18 protein-coding genes are annotated in these 24,331 nt (G+C 35.9%); 9 read left to right on the forward strand and 9 right to left on the reverse strand.

The genetic code is table 11. The features are described 5' to 3' along the window. Window positions 1–26: 26 nt before the first annotated feature. The gene (locus B0X80_RS17465) at window positions 27–587 is read right to left on the reverse strand and encodes a helix-turn-helix domain-containing protein (protein ID WP_077342636.1); all 561 of its coding nucleotides are present in this window, start codon (window positions 585–587) and stop codon (window positions 27–29) included. Between the two features lie 69 nt (window positions 588–656). Between B0X80_RS17465 and B0X80_RS17470 the strand changes: the two genes are divergently transcribed. Together B0X80_RS17470 and B0X80_RS17475 are read left to right on the forward strand one after the other, a co-directional pair. Further along, entirely contained in the window at window positions 657–1,814 is a 1,158-nt protein-coding gene (locus B0X80_RS17470; protein WP_245825491.1) for a benzoate/H(+) symporter BenE family transporter, read from the forward strand. An 80-nt stretch (window positions 1,815–1,894) separates the two neighbouring features. Beyond that, window positions 1,895–3,139, forward strand: coding sequence for a glycerophosphodiester phosphodiesterase family protein (locus B0X80_RS17475; protein ID WP_077342640.1), 1,245 nt, complete (start codon window positions 1,895–1,897; stop codon window positions 3,137–3,139). Between the two features lie 2 nt (window positions 3,140–3,141). On the opposite strand, the gene B0X80_RS17480 is transcribed toward B0X80_RS17475, so the two are convergent. The 3 genes from B0X80_RS17480 to B0X80_RS17490 all read right to left on the reverse strand — a co-directional run bounded on the left by B0X80_RS17480 (window position 3,142) and on the right by B0X80_RS17490 (window position 5,150). Further along, window positions 3,142–3,948, reverse strand: coding sequence for an arylamine N-acetyltransferase family protein (locus B0X80_RS17480; RefSeq protein ID WP_077342642.1), 807 nt, complete (start codon window positions 3,946–3,948; stop codon window positions 3,142–3,144). Window positions 3,949–3,970: 22 nt separating this feature from the next. After that, window positions 3,971–4,426, reverse strand: coding sequence for a DMT family transporter (locus tag B0X80_RS17485; protein ID WP_077342644.1), 456 nt, complete (start codon window positions 4,424–4,426; stop codon window positions 3,971–3,973). Window positions 4,427–4,514: 88 nt separating this feature from the next. Continuing rightward, window positions 4,515–5,150: a Crp/Fnr family transcriptional regulator gene (locus B0X80_RS17490; RefSeq protein WP_245825492.1), complete on the reverse strand. Its 636-nt coding sequence runs from the start codon at window positions 5,148–5,150 to the stop codon at window positions 4,515–4,517. A 229-nt stretch (window positions 5,151–5,379) separates the two neighbouring features. Between B0X80_RS17490 and B0X80_RS17495 the strand changes: the two genes are divergently transcribed. From B0X80_RS17495 to B0X80_RS17515, 5 genes are all read left to right on the forward strand, one after another. Further along, on the forward strand, window positions 5,380–8,922 hold the full coding sequence (locus B0X80_RS17495; RefSeq protein WP_077342647.1) for an Ig-like domain-containing protein: 3,543 nt from the start codon (window positions 5,380–5,382) through the stop codon (window positions 8,920–8,922). An 84-nt stretch (window positions 8,923–9,006) separates the two neighbouring features. Continuing rightward, a complete protein-coding gene (locus B0X80_RS17500) occupies window positions 9,007–9,708 on the forward strand; it encodes a hypothetical protein (RefSeq protein ID WP_077342649.1) in 702 nt (233 codons plus the stop codon). 177 nt (window positions 9,709–9,885) lie between these two features. Beyond that, window positions 9,886–10,350, forward strand: coding sequence for a hypothetical protein (locus tag B0X80_RS17505; protein ID WP_077342651.1), 465 nt, complete (start codon window positions 9,886–9,888; stop codon window positions 10,348–10,350). Window positions 10,351–10,458: 108 nt separating this feature from the next. Then, window positions 10,459–10,959, forward strand: a complete 501-nt coding sequence (locus tag B0X80_RS17510; RefSeq protein ID WP_077342653.1) for a DUF3016 domain-containing protein — start codon at window positions 10,459–10,461, stop codon at window positions 10,957–10,959. Between the two features lie 149 nt (window positions 10,960–11,108). Then, on the forward strand, window positions 11,109–14,690 hold the full coding sequence (locus B0X80_RS17515) for an EAL domain-containing protein (protein WP_175623980.1): 3,582 nt from the start codon (window positions 11,109–11,111) through the stop codon (window positions 14,688–14,690). A gap of 85 nt (window positions 14,691–14,775) precedes the next feature. On the opposite strand, the gene B0X80_RS17520 is transcribed toward B0X80_RS17515, so the two are convergent. Further along, complete coding sequence (locus tag B0X80_RS17520) at window positions 14,776–15,087, reverse strand: hypothetical protein (protein WP_076420144.1); 312 nt, start codon at window positions 15,085–15,087, stop codon at window positions 14,776–14,778. Between the two features lie 85 nt (window positions 15,088–15,172). Next, the gene (gene epmB, locus B0X80_RS17525) at window positions 15,173–16,174 is read right to left on the reverse strand and encodes an EF-P beta-lysylation protein EpmB (protein WP_089024913.1); all 1,002 of its coding nucleotides are present in this window, start codon (window positions 16,172–16,174) and stop codon (window positions 15,173–15,175) included. Between the two features lie 353 nt (window positions 16,175–16,527). Here epmB and efp point away from each other — a divergent pair, with 353 nt between their 5' ends. Next, window positions 16,528–17,097: an elongation factor P gene (gene efp, locus B0X80_RS17530; RefSeq protein WP_076420143.1), complete on the forward strand. Its 570-nt coding sequence runs from the start codon at window positions 16,528–16,530 to the stop codon at window positions 17,095–17,097. Window positions 17,098–17,270: 173 nt separating this feature from the next. Continuing rightward, complete coding sequence (locus B0X80_RS17535; protein ID WP_077342736.1) at window positions 17,271–19,637, forward strand: right-handed parallel beta-helix repeat-containing protein; 2,367 nt, start codon at window positions 17,271–17,273, stop codon at window positions 19,635–19,637. Window positions 19,638–19,663: 26 nt separating this feature from the next. Here B0X80_RS17535 and B0X80_RS17540 read toward each other — a convergent pair whose 3' ends face one another. From B0X80_RS17540 to B0X80_RS17550, 3 genes are read right to left on the reverse strand one after another with little or no spacing between them, the layout of a single operon-like run. Further along, window positions 19,664–21,004: a hypothetical protein gene (locus B0X80_RS17540; RefSeq protein ID WP_077342659.1), complete on the reverse strand. Its 1,341-nt coding sequence runs from the start codon at window positions 21,002–21,004 to the stop codon at window positions 19,664–19,666. Window positions 21,005–21,006: 2 nt separating this feature from the next. Beyond that, complete coding sequence (locus B0X80_RS17545; RefSeq protein WP_077342661.1) at window positions 21,007–21,834, reverse strand: outer membrane lipoprotein-sorting protein; 828 nt, start codon at window positions 21,832–21,834, stop codon at window positions 21,007–21,009. A 1-nt stretch (window position 21,835) separates the two neighbouring features. Continuing rightward, window positions 21,836–24,328 (reverse strand): efflux RND transporter permease subunit, encoded by a 2,493-nt coding sequence (locus B0X80_RS17550; protein ID WP_245825493.1) that lies wholly within the window; start codon window positions 24,326–24,328, stop codon window positions 21,836–21,838. Window positions 24,329–24,331: the final 3 nt, after the last annotated feature.

Genomic DNA, 24,331 nt, shown 5'->3' on the forward strand with positions numbered 1-24,331 from the left:
AAGTAGCGCTTATTAAAACGGCCAACTCAGGTTGGTTGTTTTTCTTCACCCGTATAAAAAATCATATTATGAAAAGTGGTTTTTTTATCCGAAAGGTTACGATAGCCATGTTCTACATCAGCATTAAACTTAACAAACTCACCTTGTTTTAAATGATGCCATTGGTTGTTAATGTAATATTCCATTTCACCTTCAATGACGATGAGATGTTCTATTACACCCGTATTATGCGGTACCGACATATGTTGATGTAAGGGTTCTAATGTAAGTAAGAAAATTTCACTTTTAGTTTTAGGATCAAACGGAAACAAGGTTGCAATCGCGATACTTTGTTCGGTAATAAGCTTTTCAGGCAGGGTATTGTTTGTGGCTAATTCACCGAAAAAATATGTCAGTGGTAGCTCAAAGCCATTTGCTATTTCCCACAATTTACTTACCGTAGGGCTAGACTCTCCGCGTTCTATTTGTCCTAGCATGGCCTTTGATACACCAGTATGTTTACTGGCAGTGTCTAGGCTCCAACTTTTGTTACTTCGTGCAGACTTTAATTGAAGACCGATAATGTTATGTGGAAGGCTGATCTTAATTCTCCTTGTGCGCTATTGCGCACAATGTTATAAACAATACATATAGATATTATTATGGGAGGCTGCACTTTGTTAGTCAATCGAGTATTAAATTCTGTTATTGCAGGGTTTGTAGCTGTACTTATTGGTTTTGCGAGCACTATTGCTCTCATTTACCAAACGGTTATTAATTTGGGTGGTGATGCTAACCTTGCTGCGAGTTGGCTGCTGGTGTTGGGGCTTTCATTGGGTATTACTTCAATAGGGTTATCCTTTTTTTACCGTATTCCTATTCTTATTGCTTGGTCAACTCCAGGGGCTGCATTACTCATTAGTAATGCCCAAGGTGTTAGTATTAATGAGGCTATAGCTGGCTTTATGTTTTCAGCGGTGCTTATTTTACTTTGCGGTGTTACCGGTTGGTTTGAAAAGTTAATGAATAAAATTCCTTTTCAACTCGCAACGGCTATGCTGGGCGGCGTGCTAGTTAACTTTGGTATTGGTGTGTTTAATCATATGAACGAAGCGCCTTTTCTTATTTTTTCTATGTTTATGGTATACCTTGTTAGTAAACGTTTTTTTCCAAAATATTCAATGATATTTGTTTTAGCGGTAGGTGTATTGGTTGCGTGGCAAACAGGGTTAATATTGCCCACTAATACACAATTTACAGTAGCTGAATTTTCTTATACTGCTCCTGAGTTATCTCTTGAAGGTATACTAAGTGTAGGTATTCCTTTATTTATTGTTACCATGGCTGCACAAAATTTACCGGGTATTGCCGTGTTAAAAGCGCACGGTTATAAAGCTCCTGTTTCAGCAACACTAACGGTAACGGGAGCGACTAATTTAGTCACTGCACCTTTTGGTGGTTATGCGTTAAATTTAGCGGCGATAACTGCGGCTATTTGTATGACCGAAGAAATAGATAAAGATCCGCAAAAGCGTTATTGGGCGGCTATGGCAGGTGGTGTTTTTTATATTTTGATGGGTTTTTTTTCAGGGTATTTAATTGGTGTGTTTTCTACATTTCCATCTGCATTAATTTTTGCTTTAGCGGGAATTGCATTATTTACCACCATCTCGAATAGTATTCAGCAATCTCTATCTGACACTAAGTATGTTGAAGCGTCGATGATTACGTTTCTTGTTACCGCGTCAGATCTCATGATGTTAGGTATTAGCTCTGTACTCTGGGGCCTTATTGCAGGCATACTGACTTTGTTTATTATGAAGAAACGAGAATAAAGTATGTGTCATATAAAGTGCTTAATACTGTCATGTTAACGTCTTATTCTTTAAGACTTTTATTTATACGATGCTATGTTATGTTTAAGTATTTGTTTTTATATTGTGTGTTATTTCTTTCTTTAGTCTTTGTTTCAGCTTGCGATCCTTTAAATGCCAAGTCTCAAAAAAATAATGTGCAAGTGGGTTCTAGACCTTATTACCTAATTGATAAACTTGCTGATGGCGAACTTAAAGATAAATTAAAAGGATGTAGTGAGGGCGAGTTTTATAAAACTGATTTTTCAATTAGTCACCGTGGCGCACCATTACAATACCCCGAACATACCAAAGAATCTTATATTGCTGGCGCAAGAATGGGGGCGGGTATTTTAGAATGTGATGTCACTTTTACTAAAGATAAAGAACTTGTGTGTAGGCACTCCCAGTGTGATTTACATGCCACCACGAATATATTAACTATTCCCTCATTAGCGGCAAAATGTACTACGCCTTTTACACCTGCTGATATACAAAAAGGGGTTAACGCCTCTGCCCAGTGCTGTACCAGTGATATCACCTTAAATGAATTTAAAATGCTAAAAGGCAAAATGGACGGCGTTAATGCTAACGCCACAACAATTAAAGAATATATTGCAGGAACACCTAAGTTTAGAACTAATCTATACAGCAATAGCGGTACTTTGATGACTCACGCAGAAAGTATTACTTTGTTTAAGCAACTGGGTGTAAAAATGACCCCCGAACTAAAGGCGCCTCAAGTAAGTATGCCGTTTAACGGTTTTTCTCAAAAAGACTTCGCCAATAAAATGTTAGCTGAATATAAGCAGGCTAATGTATCAGCCGATCAAGTATTCCCTCAGTCATTTAATTTAAGTGACATTAAGCATTGGATTAAAGAATCACCTGAATTTGCTAAACAAGCAGTGTTTTTAGATGAACGTGAAATAAGCGATAGTTTTGACCCCACAAAGCCTGCAACCTTTAGCCCATCGATGGATGAATTAGTTAAAGATGGAGTAAAAATATTAGCGCCACCTATTTGGATGTTAATTACCACCAATGAAAACAATCATGTTGTGCCTTCAGCATACGCTAAAGAAGCCAAACGAGCAGGTTTAGATATTATTGCATGGACCTTTGAGCGCTCTGGTAATTATGTAGAAGGTGGTGGTTGGTATTATCAAACGGTGAACAAAGTTATAAAGCACGACGCAGATCAGCTGGTAGTCTTAAACGTGCTGGCACAACAAGTAGGTGTAAAAGGCGTATTTTCAGATTGGCCCGGTACGGTAAGCTATTATGCCAGTTGTATGTCTTTATAAATTTATAGCTGTATATGCTTTTTAAACAAATTAGAGCAATCATCAATCGTTAAATTTATAGTAAAGTGTTTAAGTAAGAGCGATTGTAAAAGAGAGGGGCTTGTTATTCTTACCTCTGTTTTATTATCTTTTGTAATATGGAAAAATAGCCCATTACGTAACGAATAAATGTCGTTTTCAAGCTTATTGCATACTACTAAGTTATTCACAAATACTGCTTCTGGGTATTGGTACGAATAGAAATTGCTCACTGTGCAGTCTGCCTCGGTATATGTCTTTAAGTTAAAACAATAGAGAGTAGAAAATTCACCATTTTTTTCTATTTCAAAGCTATACTCTTTAGTTTCTGATTGCTGAACACGGTAATGATAAAAGCCTTGAGATTGCACTTTATCTAACGCTAGCTTGATAGGATAAATAGAGCCCAAAGGGCCAAAACCTGCATCTACAATATAGTATTCATTGTTTAAGTTAACTAAGGTTATACGATGAGTTCTTGGTGCTTCTTGTTCTACATTGCTTACAACTTTTGCTAATAATAGTCGAACGTTGTAACCGAGATCTTGCAGCGTATCGTACACCAGTTTGTTGTGCTCAAAACAATAGCCGCCTCGGCCTTCAATGACTATTTTTTTAAAGACGCTTTCACTGTCTATTTTTATATTTTCACCTAACAAAACCGCGAGATTATTAAAACTATATTTAGCGACATGAGCACTTTGTAGTTTATTCAAAAAGCTTAGGTCGGATTTATTAAAACTTAACTTTAACTCTTTCAGGTAAGTATTGGTGTTTTGATTAAAGGACATGAAAAACCTATTTTATAAGAAGTTAGCGTTCGTAATTGATCATGGTAATACTCATAACCAGTGTAACTACACCTAAAACCTTTGTGATTGATAAAGGCTTAATGGGTAAATTAAACCAGCCAAAATGACTAATAATAATAGCCATAATTATTTGCCCTCCTAAAGCGTACGACATTAAAGAACCAAGCCCTATCTTAGGGGCTAAATAAAAAAACATACTCACACCAAACGCACTAAATAGGCTTCCTGTAAACCATAAATATAAGGGAATTGTTTCTACAGTTGTTAATGTTATAGAGGGCATTTTCAATAGTAATAAGGTAGAAAAAGAAAATATTCCACTTAAGATAAAAGCAATACTACTTGCCATTAAAGGACTGTTTAATAGCATGCCTAACTGTGAGTTTAATGCAGACTGAAGTGCAATTGCAGCACCGGCTAAAATAGCCAATGCTGCAATTAATAATAAGTTATTCATTGTGGTTAACATGCCTATGTAAGGTGACGATACCTGTTATCAATCATATCCTTGTTATTTTTGTAAGGCATTTACATAGGTTGATAATTTAGGTTTTATTATTTTTTCTAATTCTACTCAACTGTGTTGGTGTAATACCTAAGTGCGATGCAATATGGTATTGGGCTAATCGTTGATTCAGTTCAGGAAACTCTTGTAAAAATCGTTGATAACGCTGGGTGGCGTCTTCTTGAATTATTTCGTTTTCACGCGCATCTTTTGTTAATAGCCAGTTTTTTTCTAAATAATAAATTTGGAATAATTTTAAGTCTTCGCTGGTTAATAGTAGCTGACGGTATTGTTTAAAGTTAATGGTAATAATAATTGAAGACTCTAACGCATCAATGGTGGTTGCAGTCGCAGAGTTGGTGAGTAAGGCCGTCATTGAACCAGGAAAACACCCTTCATAAAAAAAGGTTTTATTATATTCATGTCCTTTGTCATCTATATGAAAAGCACGAAAAAGACCTTGGTATACAAAAGCAAAAGACTGAGGTACTTGACCGCTTGGGTACAAAGCTTCGTTTTTATTTACGTTTATACATTCGCAAAATTTGATGAATGTATTCCAGGTTGAATCCGACAGTGGATAATATGCATTCATGGCTGTTTTTAAAGCTAAAAAAGCTTGGTTTTTAATGGCATTGTTTATCATAAAAAACTTGTAAGACTCTGTATTTGTCATGGCATAGCTCATTTCCCCATATATGCTATTTAATGTCTAATACTTTCGGCCAATTATGATCAACAGGAAATAAGTTAATACGCTCAAACTATCACTTCAAACTATGTTAAATAAGCACATTTGTCGTTTATTTTTTGTTCTGTGTTGTTAAGTATAAAATCTTGTGTTTAAATATAAAATAACAAGGTGTTCGCAATGGAGTGTGAAATTTATAGTTAATCGAGAAAATATGAAAATTAATAAAATAAAAAAATGTTGTTTAATAATATCTTTCACAATACCCAGTAGTATGCAATTAAGTTATGCCGCAGAAGCTGAAGTAAAAATAGATCCCAGTGTTCAGAAATATATTGGCGATAGTTCGGTATTAAATCGCGATAAATTTTTTAACTTGCATACCTCGCCTACTAGTTCGGAATTGACTACTGCCGACCTTCAAACTATTACTGAAGAATTAAATGCGGGTTTTGGCCGCTCATTTTGGAGTCCTTTATCAGCAAGCGGTGAAATTCTATACCCTTCAACAGACTTTGCTATTACTCAAGGTGCAATAAATATTGAGCAGCAAAAAAATAATGTTTTATATCCATACTCAGATCGCCGTATGGTGGCTACTGATCACCCCAAAAATATTATGAGAGAGGGAAATAACCCTGTTGAAGGCGCTCGTTGGGCTGCAGATTATTTTGAAAACTATTATACAGATGAAACACGACCATTATTTTATGAACCAATGAATGAACCTTTTGTTCATGCCAGTGACTTTGTAGATGGAGGTTGGGATGCAGAAAAAAATCTAGTTGTTCAAGGTCAAATGACTGAATGGTTTAAACAAATCGCATTAGAGTTTCATCGCAGAAATATTGATACGAAAGTCATTGGCTTTTCATCCGCATGGCCATCTGTAGAGCTAAATGATTTTTCACATTGGGAAGAACGTCAAAAAAGATTTATGGATGTTGCTGGTGATGCAATGGATGCCTTTTCGTTTCATTTATATGACGGTGTAAATGTTACCGGACAAGACAATATACGTTCTGGTAGTAATGCTGAAGCAATAATGGATTTAATTGAAACTTACAGTCATTACAAGTGGGACACGGTTAAGCCACATGCATTAACTGAGTATGGTGGGATTATTGATGGGTATGAAGGTGTTGATTATAGCGATGCTAGAAGTTCACAAGAGCTTCCATCATTAAATCATTTATTATTTAGTGCTCTAGAACGTGAAGATCGTATTTTAACATCGATACCCTTTATTACTGCTAAGGCAGCTTGGTTTTATCAAGCGAATAATTTTCAACCTTATTCAGCTGCTATTTGGCGACCAGATCCAAGTAAAGTTGTAGGCAATAAAGTTAATGGCTTTTTGTTAACTGAAAAAGCTAAATTTTTCCAGTTATGGTCGGAAGTCAAAGGTACCCGCATTGATGTACAAGAGTTAGATCCTGATTTAGCCGTACAAGCTTTTGCTTATGGCCCTAAAGTTTATATTGCACTGAATAACTTCGAAGATACTAATAAATCAGTTTCGTTAGATTTTATAACGTCTATGGGGGAGTTAGTTTCATTACGTACAAAACGCTTACATGTGCCTTATGGTGAAGCTGCAATTTATAGTGATGAAACCAGCCTTATAGCACCTAGCGAGCTAGTGCTAGCAGAGCATGAAGCTGTAGTTTTAGAGTACGAGTTTGCTCAAAAATTTGCTCCATCAAGTGTTGTACGTAAGCAAAGTTATTATGCTGATGAACATCTACAGAGCATTGTTGCAGAGCAAGCAATTAACTTTTCAATTAATAACGTTGCATTAAATAAGGACATGAATTCGTTTACGGATTATATCGCTGACATGTTTGAATACAATGAGGTATTGGCTAAAACGGTTTCGTCTAAGCACGAAAGAAAAATGTTATCGTTAATTACTAGTTTGAATCGAAATTTCGCTAAAATCAAAGCAACTTATCCAAATGATTGGGAAAATAACCGTCGTACTGAAGTGTTGATTAAAAATAGTAAAACAAATAAAAACATGAACTTAGCGTTAAACTATTATTTTTATAAAAATGGATTCAATTCTGATCAAGGTACAGCCATGTTACGTATGGGGATTGCACGTAAACATGACAAATCTAAACAGCCAGAGCTAAAAGTTAATGGACATGTAGTTAACGTACCTAATGACTGGAAAGGTTATGACCAAGCGACACGGGCTGACTTTTTTGGATCTATAGAAATTCCTGTACCGGCTAAATTTTTAAAACAAAATAACCAAATTTCAGCAACATTTCCTGATAGCGATGGCCGCATCAGCTCGATGATTTTAGAAGTCGATAAGCGTGAATTATTAACCAATATTCCTGTATCAGGAATTGAAGTGAATAAAACTGAAATGCAAATCAATAAAGACAAACCACGCCGTCTTCATGCTCAAGTTCTACCTGCTAATGCAACAGACCAATTTATAGTTTGGAGCTCATCAAATTCAGCTGTTGTTGAGGTTGACAGTAATGGTGTATTAACGCCTAAACAAGCAGGTTTTGCAATAATTACTGCGATGGCAAATGCGAATAATAACCAAGTGGTTACCACTGCTATTGAAGTGTTAGACAAAATATCACTGCCTAATACTGTTACGATAATTGAAGACACAAGTGATGAAATTACGAGTAATAGTTATGCGATTAAAGTGGCTTACTCTACTGATGAAGACCGTGATATAGCGTTTGAGATGCGTTCATCTACCAATGAATGGTTAGGCGAAGCAAGAACGACTGTATATGCAGGTGAAGGCGAAGTTGAAATTGCATTCAACCTAACAGATGCATTACCTGTTGGTGGTGGTTATCGCTGGACGGCTGGCCTTCGTTCAATTGGAGGTAATTGGCGTACGAATGTTGATTCACATAGCGTTAGCGGCATTGTTATTCATCCGGCAGATTGGGAATACACAGACGATTCGCAAGTCACTATTGTTACAGGTACTGAAAACTTAGTTTTAGCACCTAGTTACAAGGTAACTGTTCAATACAAAGCTGTGGTTGAAAGTGATGTAACGGTAGATTTATCACACGCTTCAGGCTGGAAAGCCGGAGCACGTAAAACAGTTCAGCCTGGTACAGGTGAAGTGGAGTTAACCCTATGGCCAATAGATATTACTGCAGACTCAGGCTATAAATTTATTTCTACAATCAGAGAAGTTGGTGGTAATTGGCAAACGGATTATGCCAATACCGTAGTCGAAAATATTACGATATCAGATCCAAATGTTGAACCTGAACCAGACACAAATTTATTAGTAGGTTTAAATTCAGGTTTTGACAATGGTGTTATTGCACCTTGGGGATATGGATGGGATACCGCAGGTTCAGTTAATGTCACTGTAGATGCAGCTCTTAATAGTGATTTTGGTGTAGCAATAGATACTAGTGCAGGTAAGGTAGGCTTAGTGCTAAGTAATACCAGCTTACCGCAAAATATTTACAAACCGGGTAAACGCTTAAAAGTCACATTTGATGCTAAGCGGGCCAGTAATAGTGGTTGGGTTGGTGGTTATGCTGAATTTTGGAATAACGCTAATACTTGGGTCAGTTCAGGCCAAAAATGGTTTGAAGTGAAAAACGACTGGACGGCTATCGAATATTTTATTGATATTCCGCAAGATTCAACGGAATGGCTATCAGGTAGCACGCACTTCCAAATCAACTTTAATAAAGGTGGCGAACTCTTTTATTTTGATAATTTAGTGATTGAAGACGTAACACCCTAAATAAAATAGGCCAATTTATTTTAGTACGTTGGCCCTTATTAAAAAATTAATCGTATTTTAAAAATTTTAAGTAGTGAGTTTATTATGTTGAGTTTTAAAAAAGGTGTTATGTCGTTGTTACTATTGACGGTATTTACAGCACAGGCAAATATTGTTGGAACAGAACAAGTATTACTCGGTGAATACGCCGATAATTTTTGGGGTGGTGGTTATTACACTATCGAAAATAACAGTAGCAGTGCAATTACAGAGTTTGGTGTAACCACAGGACAGTTAAATGCATTAGGTTCGTCACCCTGGATTGATGATTTTTATCCATACAACGGTGAAAATGTTCCTGCTGCTTATAGTGATGACGGTTGGGATTATTATTTAGGAGATGCTTGGTCAGCTAGTTTTTTTGATGAAACCTCTTGGAATAATAACTTTCTTGAATCACATGGCAGTTATGCAAGCCTGTATGGTGAAGAAGAGGGCATTGCAGGGGTTAATTGGTTTTATTTTGATGAAATAAAGTTTGAAGGTTTATGGGTTGAAACCAATAAAAATAATTTTTACATTGATAGTGGTGATATTGTGGGTAACGAGTTAGGTAGCTTCTTTCGTTTTGGTAGTGAGCTTGCCTCAAACTTCGCGGCATTTAATTCAGCTAAAGGCGTAACACTTGTCGGTACTGGTAGTGCTAATCAACCAACAACGGTACCTGAACCTTCTGTTTTTGTTCTTTTCGTTTTTGGTTTACTTTTATTATTACGTAAGTCGAATGGGCTTTTTAAGCATAATTAAATCATAATCATATAAGTTTTTTGAACAATTTTACTCGTCAAAATAAGCCTTTAACGTAATTTTGTTCAAAAAACCTCTTTCCTATCAGTAATACCAAACGCATACCTCATATAATTGATATAAGATAATCTTTGTTTTATTAGCAAAAGTAGATATATCTACTTTTAGGAGAACCTTATGTATAAATGGCTAACGGTTATGGGTATTGTATGTTTAGGCTTTGTAATTATTTTATTAAGCCTAGGATATTTACTAAAAGAAAATGAAGTAGCAACTACAGCATTAAAGCAAAAATTAGATCAACAAAAACAATTGAACTCTTCTGATAAAAACACCTCTAAAGCAGTATTAACTTTAGTTGATAAGCAGCAAGAACAAGAAAATAAACTTAATCATTTTAAGAGTGTCATTATTAAAAACCTCACCTGTGCAACATCACAGCAATGTGTTTTAGTAAATACTAAAGAACCCGATCTTAATTGTATTGTTGCTGTAAATACCATAGGTGCTTCTTTAGTGAAAAAAGCTTTAAAAAAAGAAAAAGGTAAGGGCATTGATAATGGAAATGTGTGTGCTTCGTTCAACCAAAACTTAAACAGCGTGTGTAAACAAAATATATGCCAAATAGAAGCTGGCTTTTAGTAAGTTTGTGAACGGTTTCTAGTAACAAATATTAACAAAGTTATGATTCGATTCGCAGCAAAAATACGACATGCTGTATATTTATAATTCAATAAAATAGGAGGCGATATGAAAATATCAAATGTATCTAATGTGTCTATAGTAACGTTTTTATTGCTTGTTATTACATGGAATGTTGCTGCAGGTGAGTCAGAAGTAATATGGGAAAATTCAGATAAATACACTGATATACGTGCAGGTAATGAAAATAAGTCACGATTTGAAGCGAGAGTTTTTGAGCAATTCGAAAAGCACTTTGTTAAGTTAGCTGAAAAATTACCAGAAGGACAAACTCTTAAAGTTAAAGTAACTGATCTTGATTTAGCTGGAGACGTTCGTTTTGATACTATGGATAGAATTCGTGTTATTCGTGATTTATATATTCCTCGTATCGAGTTTTCGTATCAGTTAGTTAATGCCGATAAGTCGATTGCTGGGTCGGGCGAAATAGATTTAAAAGACATGGGGTTTATGCTCTCTTCGCCTTCTCGTTATAAAACTAAAAGTTTTAGTTATGAAAAACGCATGTTAGATAAATGGTTTACTGATACTTTTATAGATAAATCGTAGCTTGAATGAATATTGTAATCATTATCTCTTCAAATATTGTAACGAGCATAACTTAAGCTATTCCTTTGTATTATTAAAAGGAAGGGGGAAGAAAATAAGGTCAAACTCTGCTAGGCTTAATTTAAATACCAATTGACCTAATGTCTTTAATGCAAAAAATTTTTTTAGGGATTATTCTTGTCTGCTGCATGGTATCCAATGCATTTTGCGCAGATAGAGTTGTGTTACAACTTAAATGGGAGCACGAATTTCAGTTTGCAGGCTATTATGCCGCACTCTGGCAAGGCTATTATAAAGATCTGGGTATTGATGTTGATATCAAGCCTATCAGTCGCCCTGACGGAACCTTAGTTTTTCCTGTTGACGAAATACAAAATGGCAATGCTCATTTTGCTGTTGGCGGACTAGATATTTTAACAGCCAAAGATAATGGCTTAGATATAGTGGTTTTAGCTTCAATTTTTCAACGAAGCCAAACGGCTATATTTTCTTTAACCGACACACCTATTTCCAACCTCTCACAATTAGCGCAATTACGTATTGGTGTACCTCTTAGTGGCACGACTAGAGCCGAAATTGAAGCGGTATTTATGACACAAGGATATGATATTAAAAAAATCAACTTTGTTCATTCAGATAATACAGTAGATTCTTTAATTAAAAACGACGTTGACGCTATTGTAACTTACGATATTTCTGCCACATTTGAGGCCAAAGAAAGAGGTGTAACACTTAACAAACTTGACCCCGCAGACTTTGGTATTAACTTTTATGGCGATACTCTGTTTACTTCTCAACAACTGGCCCAACGTGATCCTGAACTTGTCGCTGACTTCATTTCTGCATCCATTAAAGGTTGGCACTACGCATTACAACATAAAGAAGAGTTAGTTAAAAAAATATCAAATGAGTTGCCCAGACACGCTTTTAATTATGAAAATAACTACAAATATAATATGGCTTATGCCGAATTAATTGATGATTTAATTAATTATCCAACACTAAATATTGGAGATACCGATCCTAATCGCTGGATCGCCATGAATGATAAAATGCGTGAATTGGGTCTTGTGCATTCTCATATAGTTAAAGAAGAGTTTTTTTTCAACGCACCTGATACTGAAATAAACTTATCAACCAATATTTGGTTATTTGTTCTTCTGTTATTTTTACTGATGATTACCTATATTTCTTGGCATAAGCAAAGTATTACCTGGAGCATAATATGCATTTTATTATTTGCGTATGTTATCGATATGCAAATAGGGAAAGTGCTAGACAACGAACATAAACAGCGTACTAAGCTTAATTTATTTCGCCAACTTACTTCTATTAGCGCAAAACTTGAAGGTGATTTACAAACCAATTTATCAATGCTGAGTGGCTTTGGCGCTTATATTTCTGCAGAGCCTGAATTGAATAACAACGATTTGAATAATTACGCTCAAGAAGTCTTTAGAAAAGAGACTATGCTGATTAACTTTGGTGTGGCTAAAGACCTCGTGATTAACTTTGTTTATCCTCTTCAGGGGAATGAAAAAGCAATCGGTTTAGACTATCGAAAAAATTCATTGCAAAAAGATATGGTAATGCAAGTTGTAAACACCGGACAGTTATTGGTTGCCGGACCTGTTGAGCTGGTTCAAGGCGGTACAGCATTTATAGGAAGAGCGCCTATTTATACCGGACAAGGTGCTAAACGTGAATTATGGGGGGTTATTTCTGCCCCTCTTGATGCTGATAAGTTGTACCTTCGTTCAGGTATGTTAGCTAGCGTAAAACACTTTAATTTAGCTATACGAAGTTTAGATATAAAAGGAATAAAAGGACCTGTATTTTTTGGTGACGAAGCAACGTTTAATGACCCTAATGCTATTCAAATTGCCATTAATGTGGGGGCGGGTACGTGGCAATTAGCTGCATCACCTTTTAAAGAAGTAGACGGAAATCATACGAATATCACCATATTTAGAATGGTACTAATTATCTCTGCATTCATTATTTGTATTTTTGCAGTGGTGCGTATTAGGCAACAAAAAGAAAAATTTCGTTTACAAGCCACCATATTAACTAACCAACAATTATTAGAAAATGTGGGGCAAGTTGCTAAAATTGGTGGTTGGAAGTTAGATAAAGATTTAATGTTTTTAGAATGGTCTAAACAATCCTCTGCTCTATTAGGTAAGCCGCTAGACTATCAACCAAGAAGTTTAGAAGATATATCGAGCCTTTTTGATACAGAAGCTTTTAGTACTTGGAAAGATAATATACAACAAGCCATACACACAAATTCCCCTTTTGAACTGGACTTAGAATTAAATAGCGACAAAGGAAATAAGGTATGGCTACGGATTATTATTAGTGTATTAGAGCAAGAAGGTAATAGCGTTGTAACGGGAACAATGCAAGACGTTACAGACAAAGTTCTCAGTGCAAAAATCATTGAACGTCAAGCAACGTATGATGCATTAACTAATTTACCTAATCGTATTTTATTTAATGATCGCTTAGTAAACGCGATGGAAATAGCAAAAAGAAAAGATAATAAAGTTGCCGTACTCTTTATTGATTTAGACCGATTTAAACCCATTAATGATAACCATGGTCACCCAATGGGTGATAAGTTACTGATTTCTTCAGCCAAACGGATCAGTCGTTGCGTGCGTACATACGACACGGTATCAAGACTAAGCGGCGATGAATTTGGAGTTATTCTTGCTGATATTCATCAGTATTCAGACGCTTTAAGAGTTAGTGAGCAAATACATTTATCTATGCAAGAAAGCTATAATATTGATGGCAAAGTACTGCATTGCAGTGCGAGTATTGGTATTGCTTTATATCCTGATGACGCTATTGATGCTGATGCTTTAATTCAAAAAGCCGATCAAGCTATGTATGAAGTTAAAAATAGCGGAAGAAATGGTTGTCAGTTTTATACGCAAGAAATGCAGACTAAATCAGAATATCGCCATGATTTATTAAATGATCTTATTGTTGCTTTAGAAAATAACGAAATAAAACCTTATTTTCAGCCTATTATTGAATTGGGCACCAATAAAGTGTGTAAATGTGAATCATTGGCAAGATGGCAAAAAAGTGATGGTGTTTTTATACCACCGTCTGAATTTATTGATTTAGCTGAAGAGTCAGGCTTGATCAATAAGCTTGATCTAGCCATGTTAGAAAACTCCGCGCGTGAGCTGATCATGATTAATCAGCAAGGCCATAATGTTGGACTTACCATTAATATATCTCCTCGAATCTTTCATACAAAAGATGGTGCTTTAGATAGTTGGATGACGGCTATTTCTAAACTTAGTCAAGAGTTAGATATTACTATTGAAATAACAGAGCGTTTATTAACTAGTGATTCTGAAAAGGCGCTTAATGTATTAAATATATTAAAAGGCTATGGGATAAAAATTGCGATTGATGATTTTGGTACGGGTTACTCATCACTTAGCTACTTAATTAAATTTCCTGTAGATATTATTAAAATAGATCGTAGTTTTGTCGATGCTATTGGTAAAGAACCGTCAGCAGAAACATTGATAGAAACTATATTGTTAATGGCTAAAAAGTTAGGTATTAAAGTTGTTGCTGAAGGTATAGAAACAGAAGAGCAACTCGGGTTTTTAGACGCATATCAGTGTGATTACGGACAAGGTTATTTATTAGGGAAGCCTATGTCTACAGAACGTTTTTCTACTTTTATTACAAGAAGATAGAAGATATAAATAGGATGAGCTTATCAAGTTGTACTTAGTGTAATAACTTAATAAGCTTAGCAATATTGATGAAGGTTTTATGTTGTTAATGTGTTTGTTGGTGTGCTTGTTCAAAATTTCCCAATACAATAAACAGCTGCTCTATTTTCTTTACAATACTAATTAATAACGTTTTGTCGTTATTTTTTTGCCATAACATAAAGTCATCAGCAAGCTCTTCAACGTAAGGCTGAAAGGTATTAGCACTAGACTTAAACCCCGCATCTTTTTTAAATACAGCTTCAAAACCTGCTTGTTTTTTTTCTCTTAAATCAGCTAGCGTAGCATCTGCCGCTAATGATTTTTTTAACACAAGTGAAATATTATCGAGTAATTGTTGATTTACTGAGTTGGTCATAAATTAAAGCTCTTTATTGTGTCGCCAAACCGCAGAAAATTATATCTTTATCTGATTTGGGCTATGTACATATATTTTGCGAGTATTATGTCAAATTAATAGGGGTTTTGTTAGCTTCGCCCGCTATTTCTCTAACTAATTTAGGCATTAAAAATCCCGGTAATATTGCCATCGTTTCGTTAACAATATTAATTGCTGTTTGTTCTTCTACCTCAAAATGCGCTACACCTTGTACTTTATCAAACATGTGTAAGTAATAAGGCTGAATACCTGTATCAAAAAGCTTTTCACTTAAGCTTGATAATGTTTGTGCATCATCGTTAATGCCTTTTAATAAAACGCTTTGATTAAACAAAGGAATGCGTGCAGCCTTTAAAGGCTCTAATGCATCTGCAAATTCTTGGTTAATTTCGTTAGGGTGATTAATGTGTAGCACTATCGTTGGTTTCAAACGACTATTTTTTAACTGTGCAACTAATGCTGGTGTAATACGTTGCGGTATCACAACAGGCAGGCGAGTATGCAGTCTAAGACGTGATACGTGTGATATTGCTTCAATACGTTCTATTAGCCAAGCCAAATGGTTGTCGTTTGCCATTAAAGGGTCGCCGCCACTAAATATCACTTCGTTAATTTCATTGTGATCAGCAATATACGTGAGGGCCTCTTGCCAATCAGCTTTACTTGGGCTGTTATCTTGGTAAGGAAAATGGCGTCTAAAACAATATCTACAATTAATGGCGCAACCTGCTTTTACAATCATTAATACTCTATGTTTGTATTTGTGTAATAAGCCTTTTGCAACAGTGTCATGTTCTTCAAGTGGGTCTGTAGTAAAACCATCAGTGATCACAAACTCATTATGTAATGGCATTACTTGCTTTAATAGGGGATCGTTAATATCGCCTTTTTTCATTTTTTCAATAAAAGGACGGGGCACTCTAACGGGAAATAACTGCCTTGCTTTAAAATGTTGAAGGTAGTTATTTGGCTCAATACCGAGTAATTCAAGTAACTCTGTGGGCTCAGTTACTACATTGGCCAATTCTTTTTTCCAAGTGTGAGGCGTGGTACCTGTAATATGAATTTCAGTATTAACTAGACTGCTTACTTGAGTATTTATTTGCGACAAAATAGTTTGCCCTTGTTGGTATGATTTGTTGTTTATGAGCCTTACATTAGCGCGCTAATTTTAGTCTGATGCGTTACACAAAGCAACGAACCTTAGCTGAAATCAATTCAATAGCGCTAATTAATTACGCTTAACAAAATAATTATTTTTAATTGATTTGCCTTTCGTTGTAGGGCTTTTTTAGCCATAAAAACCCATTAAATATAACAATTAGTTAAAAAGCAGGCAAAAGGCCGTGAAAAAAAGCGTCATAAAGAGTATTATTTGCGGCATTAAAAATCTCAGCATTTATATAGAGCACAATTATCATGGCTAATTACAGTACAAACCAATTTAAAGCTGGTCTTAAAATCATGCTTGATGACGAACCTTGTAACATTCTTGAAAATGAAATCGTTAAACCGGGAAAAGGCCAAGCATTCAACCGTGTTAAAATCCGCAAGCTTGTTTCAGGTAAAGTACTTGAGAAAACATTTAAATCTGGCGATTCAGTAGAAGGCGCAGATGTAATGGATATAGAACTTGCTTACCTATATACAGACGGTGAGTTTTGGCATTTCATGAACAATGAAACATTTGAGCAAGTTGCTGCTGACGAAAAAGCCGTAGCCGATGCGACTAAATGGTTAGTTGAAGCTGATCTTTGTACTATCACATTATGGAATAATTCACCTATTTCGGTAGTACCACCTAATTTTGTGGAGCTTGAAATTACTGAAACTGATCCTGGTTTGAAAGGTGATACAGCAGGCACTGGTGGTAAACCCGCTACATTATCTACTGGCGCTGTTATTCGTGTACCTTTATTTGTTCAAATAGGTGAAGTAGTAAAAGTTGATACAAGAACAGGCGACTACGTATCTAGAGCGTCTAAATAAGTTAAACTAAAAATTTTTATTGTTTAAAATGATAAAATAAAATGCCGTTCACTTAGGTGAGCGGCATTTTTTTATGCTTCGCTTTATTTTTTAGATTTAAATGTTGTTGTTTGTATATAAAATAGGTGTTACATTATTTGTATATAATAAATACAAATAATGTAACCACAATTATGAAGTTTTATGTTAAACACTCCTTTTTAATCGCCTCCATTCTTTTATCCAATATTTCAACAGCTAAAGATATTTATGTAGCAAAAAATGGTAACGATGATTCGTTAGGTACTCAAACTCAGCCATATTTAACGCTAACTAAAGCAGCAAATACTGCTGTTGCAGGTGATACAGTTTATATACGTGCAGGAACATATGAAGAAACATTGGCTCCAGTAAATTCAGGAACTGAATCTTCACCTATTGTGTTTCAGTCTTATGAAAATGAAAAAGTTGTTATTACTGCAATGGAAGCTCTTTCTGGATTTCAACAAGACAAAGGTGCAATTTATGTCACCAATGTTGCGTGGGATTTAGGTCAAAAGAATTTTGTTATGCAAAACCGTACAGCGATGGATTTAGCGCGCTGGCCTAATAATATTGATGGTGACCCATTTACTCAAAATTCGTTAAGAAATACAGGAGGAAGCCCTGCTAGCGAAGCTTTTAATGCTTACTTAGATTACAGTGTAGGCATACCTGAAGCTGACTGGAGTAAAGGGGGATCTATTTATTTTTATGGAGATAAACCTGGTTCTGGCTGGACTACTTGGCGTGCATTTATCACTGGCAATACCACAACACGCGTAAACTTTGAATTAAATAAAAGCCCCGCTTGGATAAGAACATTTCACGCCCCAGCCGATAAAGGGGACTTTTTTCTTCAAGGTGTCAAAGAAGTCTTAGATTATCAAAACGAGTGGTTTTTCGATGCTGAAAACCAAAAGCTATACGTTCAATTACCCGAAGGAAAAGCCCCAGAAAACGGTCAAATAAAAATGCGAAAGCGTGATCTAACCGTTAATTTATCCGGTAAACATTATATACATATTAAGAATCTTGCTGTTTTTGGGGGATCAATTGCATTAGATAATAATGCCTCTAACAATAAGCTATACGGTATAACTAGTTTATACGGTAATTATACTTTAGGTGTGGTTAGTGGTTTTAGTTCAGGTAGCCAAAGTGTTTACATTAATGGCGATAATAACGTTATAGAAAAAAGTGAGATTGGCTTTGGTTCAGGTTCTGGTATTTGGGATGCAGGAACAAATACAAAAATTATTAATTCTTACCTGCATGACTTTAATTATTTAGGAAATTACGACTCAATCATTAGTGCTCGTGGAGGAAGTGCATTACAAGTCCTACAGAATACTATAACTCGAGGCGGACGAGATGCTATTCAATCAGTTAAAAGTGATTCTGAGTTTGCTTATAATGATGTATCGTTTAGTAATTTAATTGCAGATGATTGTGCTTTGTTTTATACCGTTGGTGGGCCAAGTAATAGTGTTATTCATCACAATTGGTTTCATGATGCTTATTCAAGTGGCTCTAAGAAAAAAGCAGCAGGTATATATTTAGATAATGATTCACAAGCTTATTCTGTACATCATAATGTTGTGTGGAATACTGAATGGTCGAGTATTCAAATTAATTGGAATGGTGTTGACTTAGATATATATAACAATACCTTATGGGATGGCGATGTTGTTATGGGAGCTTGGCATAAAGAAGGCACCGCTTTTTCTAACGTAAAGGTTTGGAACAACTTGGCGAACGATAATAGCTGGGAGCCACAATCAGATAAGCAGAATAATATTGCGACTAACACGGATCCATTTATAGATAGTGTAAATGGCGATTTTAGGTTAAAAGAAAGCTCAGCACCTATTGATATGGGTCGTCAAATAGACAATATAACTACCGATGTAACAGATTCAAGACCCGATGTTGGCGCATATGAACGTGGTGGTAATGATGCTAATTGGGTTGCAGGCATTGACTGGGAAAGAAAGTATGGACCTACAGGAAATGGATGTTACGGTTTACCAGGTGAGTTTTGTGAAGAAGTACCAAGCGTTAACCCTATTGTAAGTATTAACTCAGACCAAAATGCGGATGAAGGGAGTACGGTTTCAGTTACGGTATCGTTAAGTTCGTTGGCACTTAATTACCCCGTAACAATACCTTATACTATTTCAGGTACGTCTACATCTTTTGATCATGATGCCGAAAATGGTGAAATTGTTATTAATACAGGTACGACAGGATCTTTATCTATTGCGATACTCGCAGATAACGTTACAGATGAGACAAATGAGTCTTTAATTGTAACACTAGAAACACCAACTAATGCGACTTTGGCAGCAATAAATAGTCATACGATTACCCTTGTTGATAAAACACCTAGCGTACCTGTTGCTCTACCAACAAAGCCAGAAGAAGAGCAAAAAAATACAGCAAGTAGTGGAGGTAGTATGCCTATTTACTTCATAACCTTATTAATAGCGGTATTAGGTCTGCGAAGGACGTTGAGTTAATTCTTTCGTTCTATATTGGTTAGGTATTAAAACTGATACCTAACCTTTGCCCAAATGTTTGAATTTTTTTGATGTTGACCAAAAAAACTAAAATCTTCTTTCCCCCAAAACACATTCGCTCCCACACTATATAACCAATGGTCGTCTTGTCTATAGCTTATTGAAGATTTCAAATAGCCGTCGTGATCCGTAGGTGAATAAAAGGTAAAAATAGAATACACCAAGGTTTGTTGTAGAGCGCGTATAGTTAATCTTGCCGTTAATAGCTGCCTATTTCTGTCTTTTAGTTGTTCGGGGTAAGCATACGAGCTAGCGAGCTGTGCATGGTTTTTAGTGTGTTCTACGTAATATTGAGTATTTAGCGTTACGTTTTTTATTAATTCAGTTTCGTAACCGATTAAAAAGCGTTGTTGGCTATAGGGGGCGAAGTACGTGTTTGAGTAATAGGCCTCAGTATTTTCTATGCTGTTGTAGTTAACTATTTCCGCGTTAAAAAGTCCTTTGTACAAAGGTGCTCTAATGCTGGCGCCTACTGAGTTCATTTTAGGAAAGTAGGGGAGTTGACTCGAGTTTATCCCTTCAGGCGTGGTCCATCTTCCTTTATAGCCGTATAGCGCATATTCAACACCTTGTTGTGTGGTAGATAAGCGAGTAAACCATTGTTCATCGTTGGGTTCTTGATAAGTAAAACTCTCGGGTGCAATTTGTTGCTGTAATTGTGGTGAATAAAACGAGAAACGTTCACCACGAATAAAATTGTCTTCGGTAAATTCAGGAGTCCACACAACATCTAAGGTATAGCCGTTTATAAACCAAGAGGTTTTAACACTGTTAGACGGAGCTTTTAGGTATTCGTCGTCTCGCCCTGAAAAAAATGACTGCCAATCTTTAGGAAATAAGTCGTTAATAAATAAGTAGTCGGCTGTTCCCCAAGTGAGGACTTGTTTACCTATTTTTATATCAAGAAAATCGAAAGGGCTTGCTTGAATATTAAGTTCGCGCACTAAGAACTTATTGTTGTTAAGTACCTGATCAAACAATAATTCCCCTTTTGCGGTTATGTCGAAATGTAAGGTGGAATAATTAACATTTATTCTCGCTCTTATTTCTTCAAGAGGACTATTGGAACGGGAGTTTGAATAAAGGTTTTCGCTTTCACTTAATGTATTTATTTGTGTTTGGTTTTGAGTGAAACGCCCATAAGCCCCCTCAATAAAGCCTGATACTTTCCATGGCGATACGACTTCATCGTCGCCCCAACCATCGTCAGCCCAATCATCTGTAGTGTTTTGTGCCGCGTGGAGAGGGTAGGAAAATAATATTAATAAACCCAGTATTTTTGTAGCGTAACATGAATGTTTTAACATGTTTATTGCAGCCATGCTTTAGGAGGGTTACGTAAACTACGCTCTGAAAATATGCTATCAGGAAAGCCTAAATTGTACTCTACTTTTCTAAATTGCATTTCGGTGTAACTACCATCCGATAGTTGTGTGATTTTAGAATGTAACACGGTAGTAAAACCGTCAATAAGTTTTGTTTTTAGTACTTCCATTCGACGTGTGTTTTCGTTGTTACTATTGTAATAATTTACTTCAACGGGAAGAAAGGTCGTCTTATCGATTTTTATCTCATAATGGGCAAATTCAACACTGTTTGGATCGTTAGGTATTGCCTTAATAACATAATACTTATCGGTTGTTTTCACTAACGTAAAGGTGTCTTCTTTTGGGTTTCTGCCTGAAACATCTTCGTAAAGAAAATGTGAACCTACAAACGACGTACGTTTGTCGCCTGCTGATATACGTTTAACTAAGTCTAATGCAGGTAGATATAACCAACGATCGTCATCATCATTAATTTTTTTATTCACGCTAAAAACGGTACCTTCTACATCGGTAGGGCGAGAAAAAATCACTAACATGTTTTGATCGCCTAACTCTTTTTGGTCTTTACGTAGAATTGTAAATTGTCGCATTTGTTTATTGCCTTGGGCGTCTACAATAATCATACGTGCTTGAGCTTTGCCATCGTCAGCGTTGTAATACGACACACTATTGGCCTTAGCAATAATGTTATTTACATCCATTTCAGAATCAGCGGCATTAGTACTCACGCTATACAAGCTGAAAGAGAGTAAAAGTAATAACGGGGTAAATAAAACCTTAGATGAAAATAATGAATAAGATGGTTTCATGTTAATTATCCTTTTTGCTGTTAATGGCAATGCTTTCAGAAGAAAACAGCGTCATTAATGTGGGTAATAAGACTAAAGTGACTAAAGCTGATAATGCCATAATACTTGCTAAAAACACGCCAACGGTAATGTAGGGCATTAAAGGCGAAAGTAATAATGGAGTAAACCCTATGGCTATAACAATTGCATTACGTGAAATGGCTCTAGCGGGTTCGTTAAACATCAAGGTTAATGCAGCTGATAAACTTTGCGTTTCTTTTTCTAGCTCTCTAACTCTTTGTAAAAAGTGAATAGCAAAGTCGATAGAAAGCCCTAAGGTAAGTGCTGATAATACGGCGATAGGCATATCGTACGCTTTACCTGTCCAGCCAATGAGCCCGTAAATCATGGTGATAGTAAAGGTAAGAGGTAACATGGCTAAAATACCATATTTAAGGGATCTAAATAATAATACCATCATTAAAAATACAATCACGAATGATGAAATTAAGCTGTCGATCATGCCGTTTACCATGGCGTCTTGCCACACTATATTGAGATAAGACTTTCCTGCCCATTGATAATTGATGCCTGCTGGGAGTGGATTTTTATCAATATATTGCTTAACCCAATTAACCACTTTGGTGGTGTGTTGGTTGTCTCCGCTGGTCATTTGTAGCCATAATAAAGATTGTTGGTAGTCTTTAGTTACGAAGTGCCATAAGTCTTGTGGGCGATGAGATGATTGATATTGTAATAACGTTTGAGCAACACCATTAGCACTTTGCGGAATAACAAAGTCGCTCGCTTCGCCCGAGTTTAGTTCTCGGTTTACTGTTTTTACAATATCAGTTAAGCCATTCACTTTACCTACAAGTTCAGTTTGTAGTAATTCGTTTTGTAACGTACTCATCCATGCAAGTAGGTTCGGATCTAAAAACACTTTACTTTGATTGAACTCTGCATCGGTTAGCGTAATTAATTGCTCTACTCTATTTTGATCTGCTTCATCAATAGAAAAACTTAAGTCGTCTATTAACATGAGTAATTCTTGGCTGAAAAACGCTTGTTGTTGAGGTGATTTGTGCCATTGTTTTACAAATTGTTGAAGTGCTTTTGCTTCGTCAGACTCATTTGAGATAGTAGAGAGTATTTGTGTAAATTTTTCGTATGACTTTTCTGACGTCTTTTTGGTATTAGTAAATACTAACCATGCGTCGTAGGTACCTGCAAAATGTTCATTTAATACTTTATCCGCAATACGTATTTCATGATCTGATTTAAACCAATTTACAGGATTGTCGTTAATTTCAATGCGTGTAATACCTTGAATACTTACAACAAATAACGCGACAAAAGTGACTAAAATAAATTTACTTTTTGATACTGAAAAAGCACCTAATTTAGTCAGAAATGAAGAAAGTGTTCCTTTTGCTTCTAAGCGAATAATGGCCACTTGTAATTTTTCTAATGTTTCGGGTTTTAATCGAGAAATATAAGCAGGAATAAAGGTAATGGTTAAAACAAAAGCCAGCAATATACCTGTACCAATAAAAGCACCAAATATTTTTACCGGTGGAATAGGCGTTAAAATAAGTGAGTAAAAACCTACGGCTGAGGTAACTGAAGTAAATAACATAGGCGTATATAAGTGGCTCATTACTTGGGTTACTACGTCATTTGCGTTATCCCCTTTTTTAAAGCGATCGGCAAATTCTGAGAGAATATGAACCGAGTCAACAACGGCAATAGGCATAAGAAAGATGGCAATCATAGAAGACATGATATGCACGGTAAAACCAAAACCAATAAGCGAGCCCATTATAATAATTACCGTTGCCATAGCGACAATCATAGGAGCAATAATCAAAGGAATGTTTCTGAAAAAGTACCAGAGTAAAGCAAATATGGCTAAACCCGCTAACGGTGCCGCTACGCCCATTTGCACAAACATTTCATAACCAAATTGATCTTCAGCAATAGGTAAACCTGTTATGTGAAAGTTTAAGTCGGTTGTGTAAGTGGCAGTAAAGGCTCTTATTTTTTCAGCGATAGGGTAGCTTAAATCTTTTGCTTTTATAGGAACATAAATTGCGATGGCTTTATTGTCGCCTGATACCAGCGTATTTTTCAGCATAGGTAAACGCTGTACAGCATCTTGTATATTTTTACTGGCTTGTAATGTAGCTGGCGCTTGTTTCATTAAATATTCAAAACGAATAATGCTTGCTGAGCTATCGGTTATATTGGAGCTTTCTTGCGTAATATTGTCTACGACACTTAACGATAATAAATCTTCTTTTATGACTCCGTCGATACTCAATATTTCATGAGTTAACTTGTCTACCACCTGTAACGATTCAGGGGTAAAAATATTACTATTACTGACAATGCCCACCACAATCATATCTTTAATAAGAAAGTTACTTTTTGTTTGATTGTGGAAAACGCGTGCAGGAGCTTCTTTGCTCAACATGTTTTCAGGATCTGTATCAATTTGTAAGCTTGGCATCATAAG

The organism is Pseudocolwellia agarivorans (assembly GCF_002000085.1).
GTDB classification, from domain to species: domain Bacteria; phylum Pseudomonadota; class Gammaproteobacteria; order Enterobacterales; family Alteromonadaceae; genus Pseudocolwellia; species Pseudocolwellia agarivorans.

Excerpts from the sequence above, each read along its gene's own strand:
- B0X80_RS17510 (WP_077342653.1), top strand. The coding sequence starts at position 10,459 with ATGAAAATATCAAATGTATCTAATGTGTCTATAGTAACGTTTTTATTG.
- B0X80_RS17535 (WP_077342736.1), top strand. The coding sequence starts at position 17,271 with ATGAAGTTTTATGTTAAACACTCCTTTTTAATCGCCTCCATTCTTTTA.
- B0X80_RS17500 (WP_077342649.1), top strand. The coding sequence starts at position 9,007 with ATGTTGAGTTTTAAAAAAGGTGTTATGTCGTTGTTACTATTGACGGTA.
- B0X80_RS17515 (WP_175623980.1), top strand. The coding sequence starts at position 11,109 with ATGCAAAAAATTTTTTTAGGGATTATTCTTGTCTGCTGCATGGTATCC.
- B0X80_RS17545 (WP_077342661.1), bottom strand. The coding sequence starts at position 21,834 with ATGAAACCATCTTATTCATTATTTTCATCTAAGGTTTTATTTACCCCG.
- efp (WP_076420143.1), top strand. The coding sequence starts at position 16,528 with ATGGCTAATTACAGTACAAACCAATTTAAAGCTGGTCTTAAAATCATG.
- B0X80_RS17550 (WP_245825493.1), bottom strand. The coding sequence starts at position 24,328 with ATGATGCCAAGCTTACAAATTGATACAGATCCTGAAAACATGTTGAGC.
- B0X80_RS17520 (WP_076420144.1), bottom strand. The coding sequence starts at position 15,087 with ATGACCAACTCAGTAAATCAACAATTACTCGATAATATTTCACTTGTG.
- B0X80_RS17475 (WP_077342640.1), top strand. The coding sequence starts at position 1,895 with ATGTTTAAGTATTTGTTTTTATATTGTGTGTTATTTCTTTCTTTAGTC.
- B0X80_RS17485 (WP_077342644.1), bottom strand. The coding sequence starts at position 4,426 with ATGAATAACTTATTATTAATTGCAGCATTGGCTATTTTAGCCGGTGCT.
- B0X80_RS17505 (WP_077342651.1), top strand. The coding sequence starts at position 9,886 with ATGTATAAATGGCTAACGGTTATGGGTATTGTATGTTTAGGCTTTGTA.
- B0X80_RS17540 (WP_077342659.1), bottom strand. The coding sequence starts at position 21,004 with ATGTTAAAACATTCATGTTACGCTACAAAAATACTGGGTTTATTAATA.
- B0X80_RS17495 (WP_077342647.1), top strand. The coding sequence starts at position 5,380 with ATGAAAATTAATAAAATAAAAAAATGTTGTTTAATAATATCTTTCACA.
- B0X80_RS17480 (WP_077342642.1), bottom strand. The coding sequence starts at position 3,948 with ATGTCCTTTAATCAAAACACCAATACTTACCTGAAAGAGTTAAAGTTA.
- B0X80_RS17490 (WP_245825492.1), bottom strand. The coding sequence starts at position 5,150 with ATGACAAATACAGAGTCTTACAAGTTTTTTATGATAAACAATGCCATT.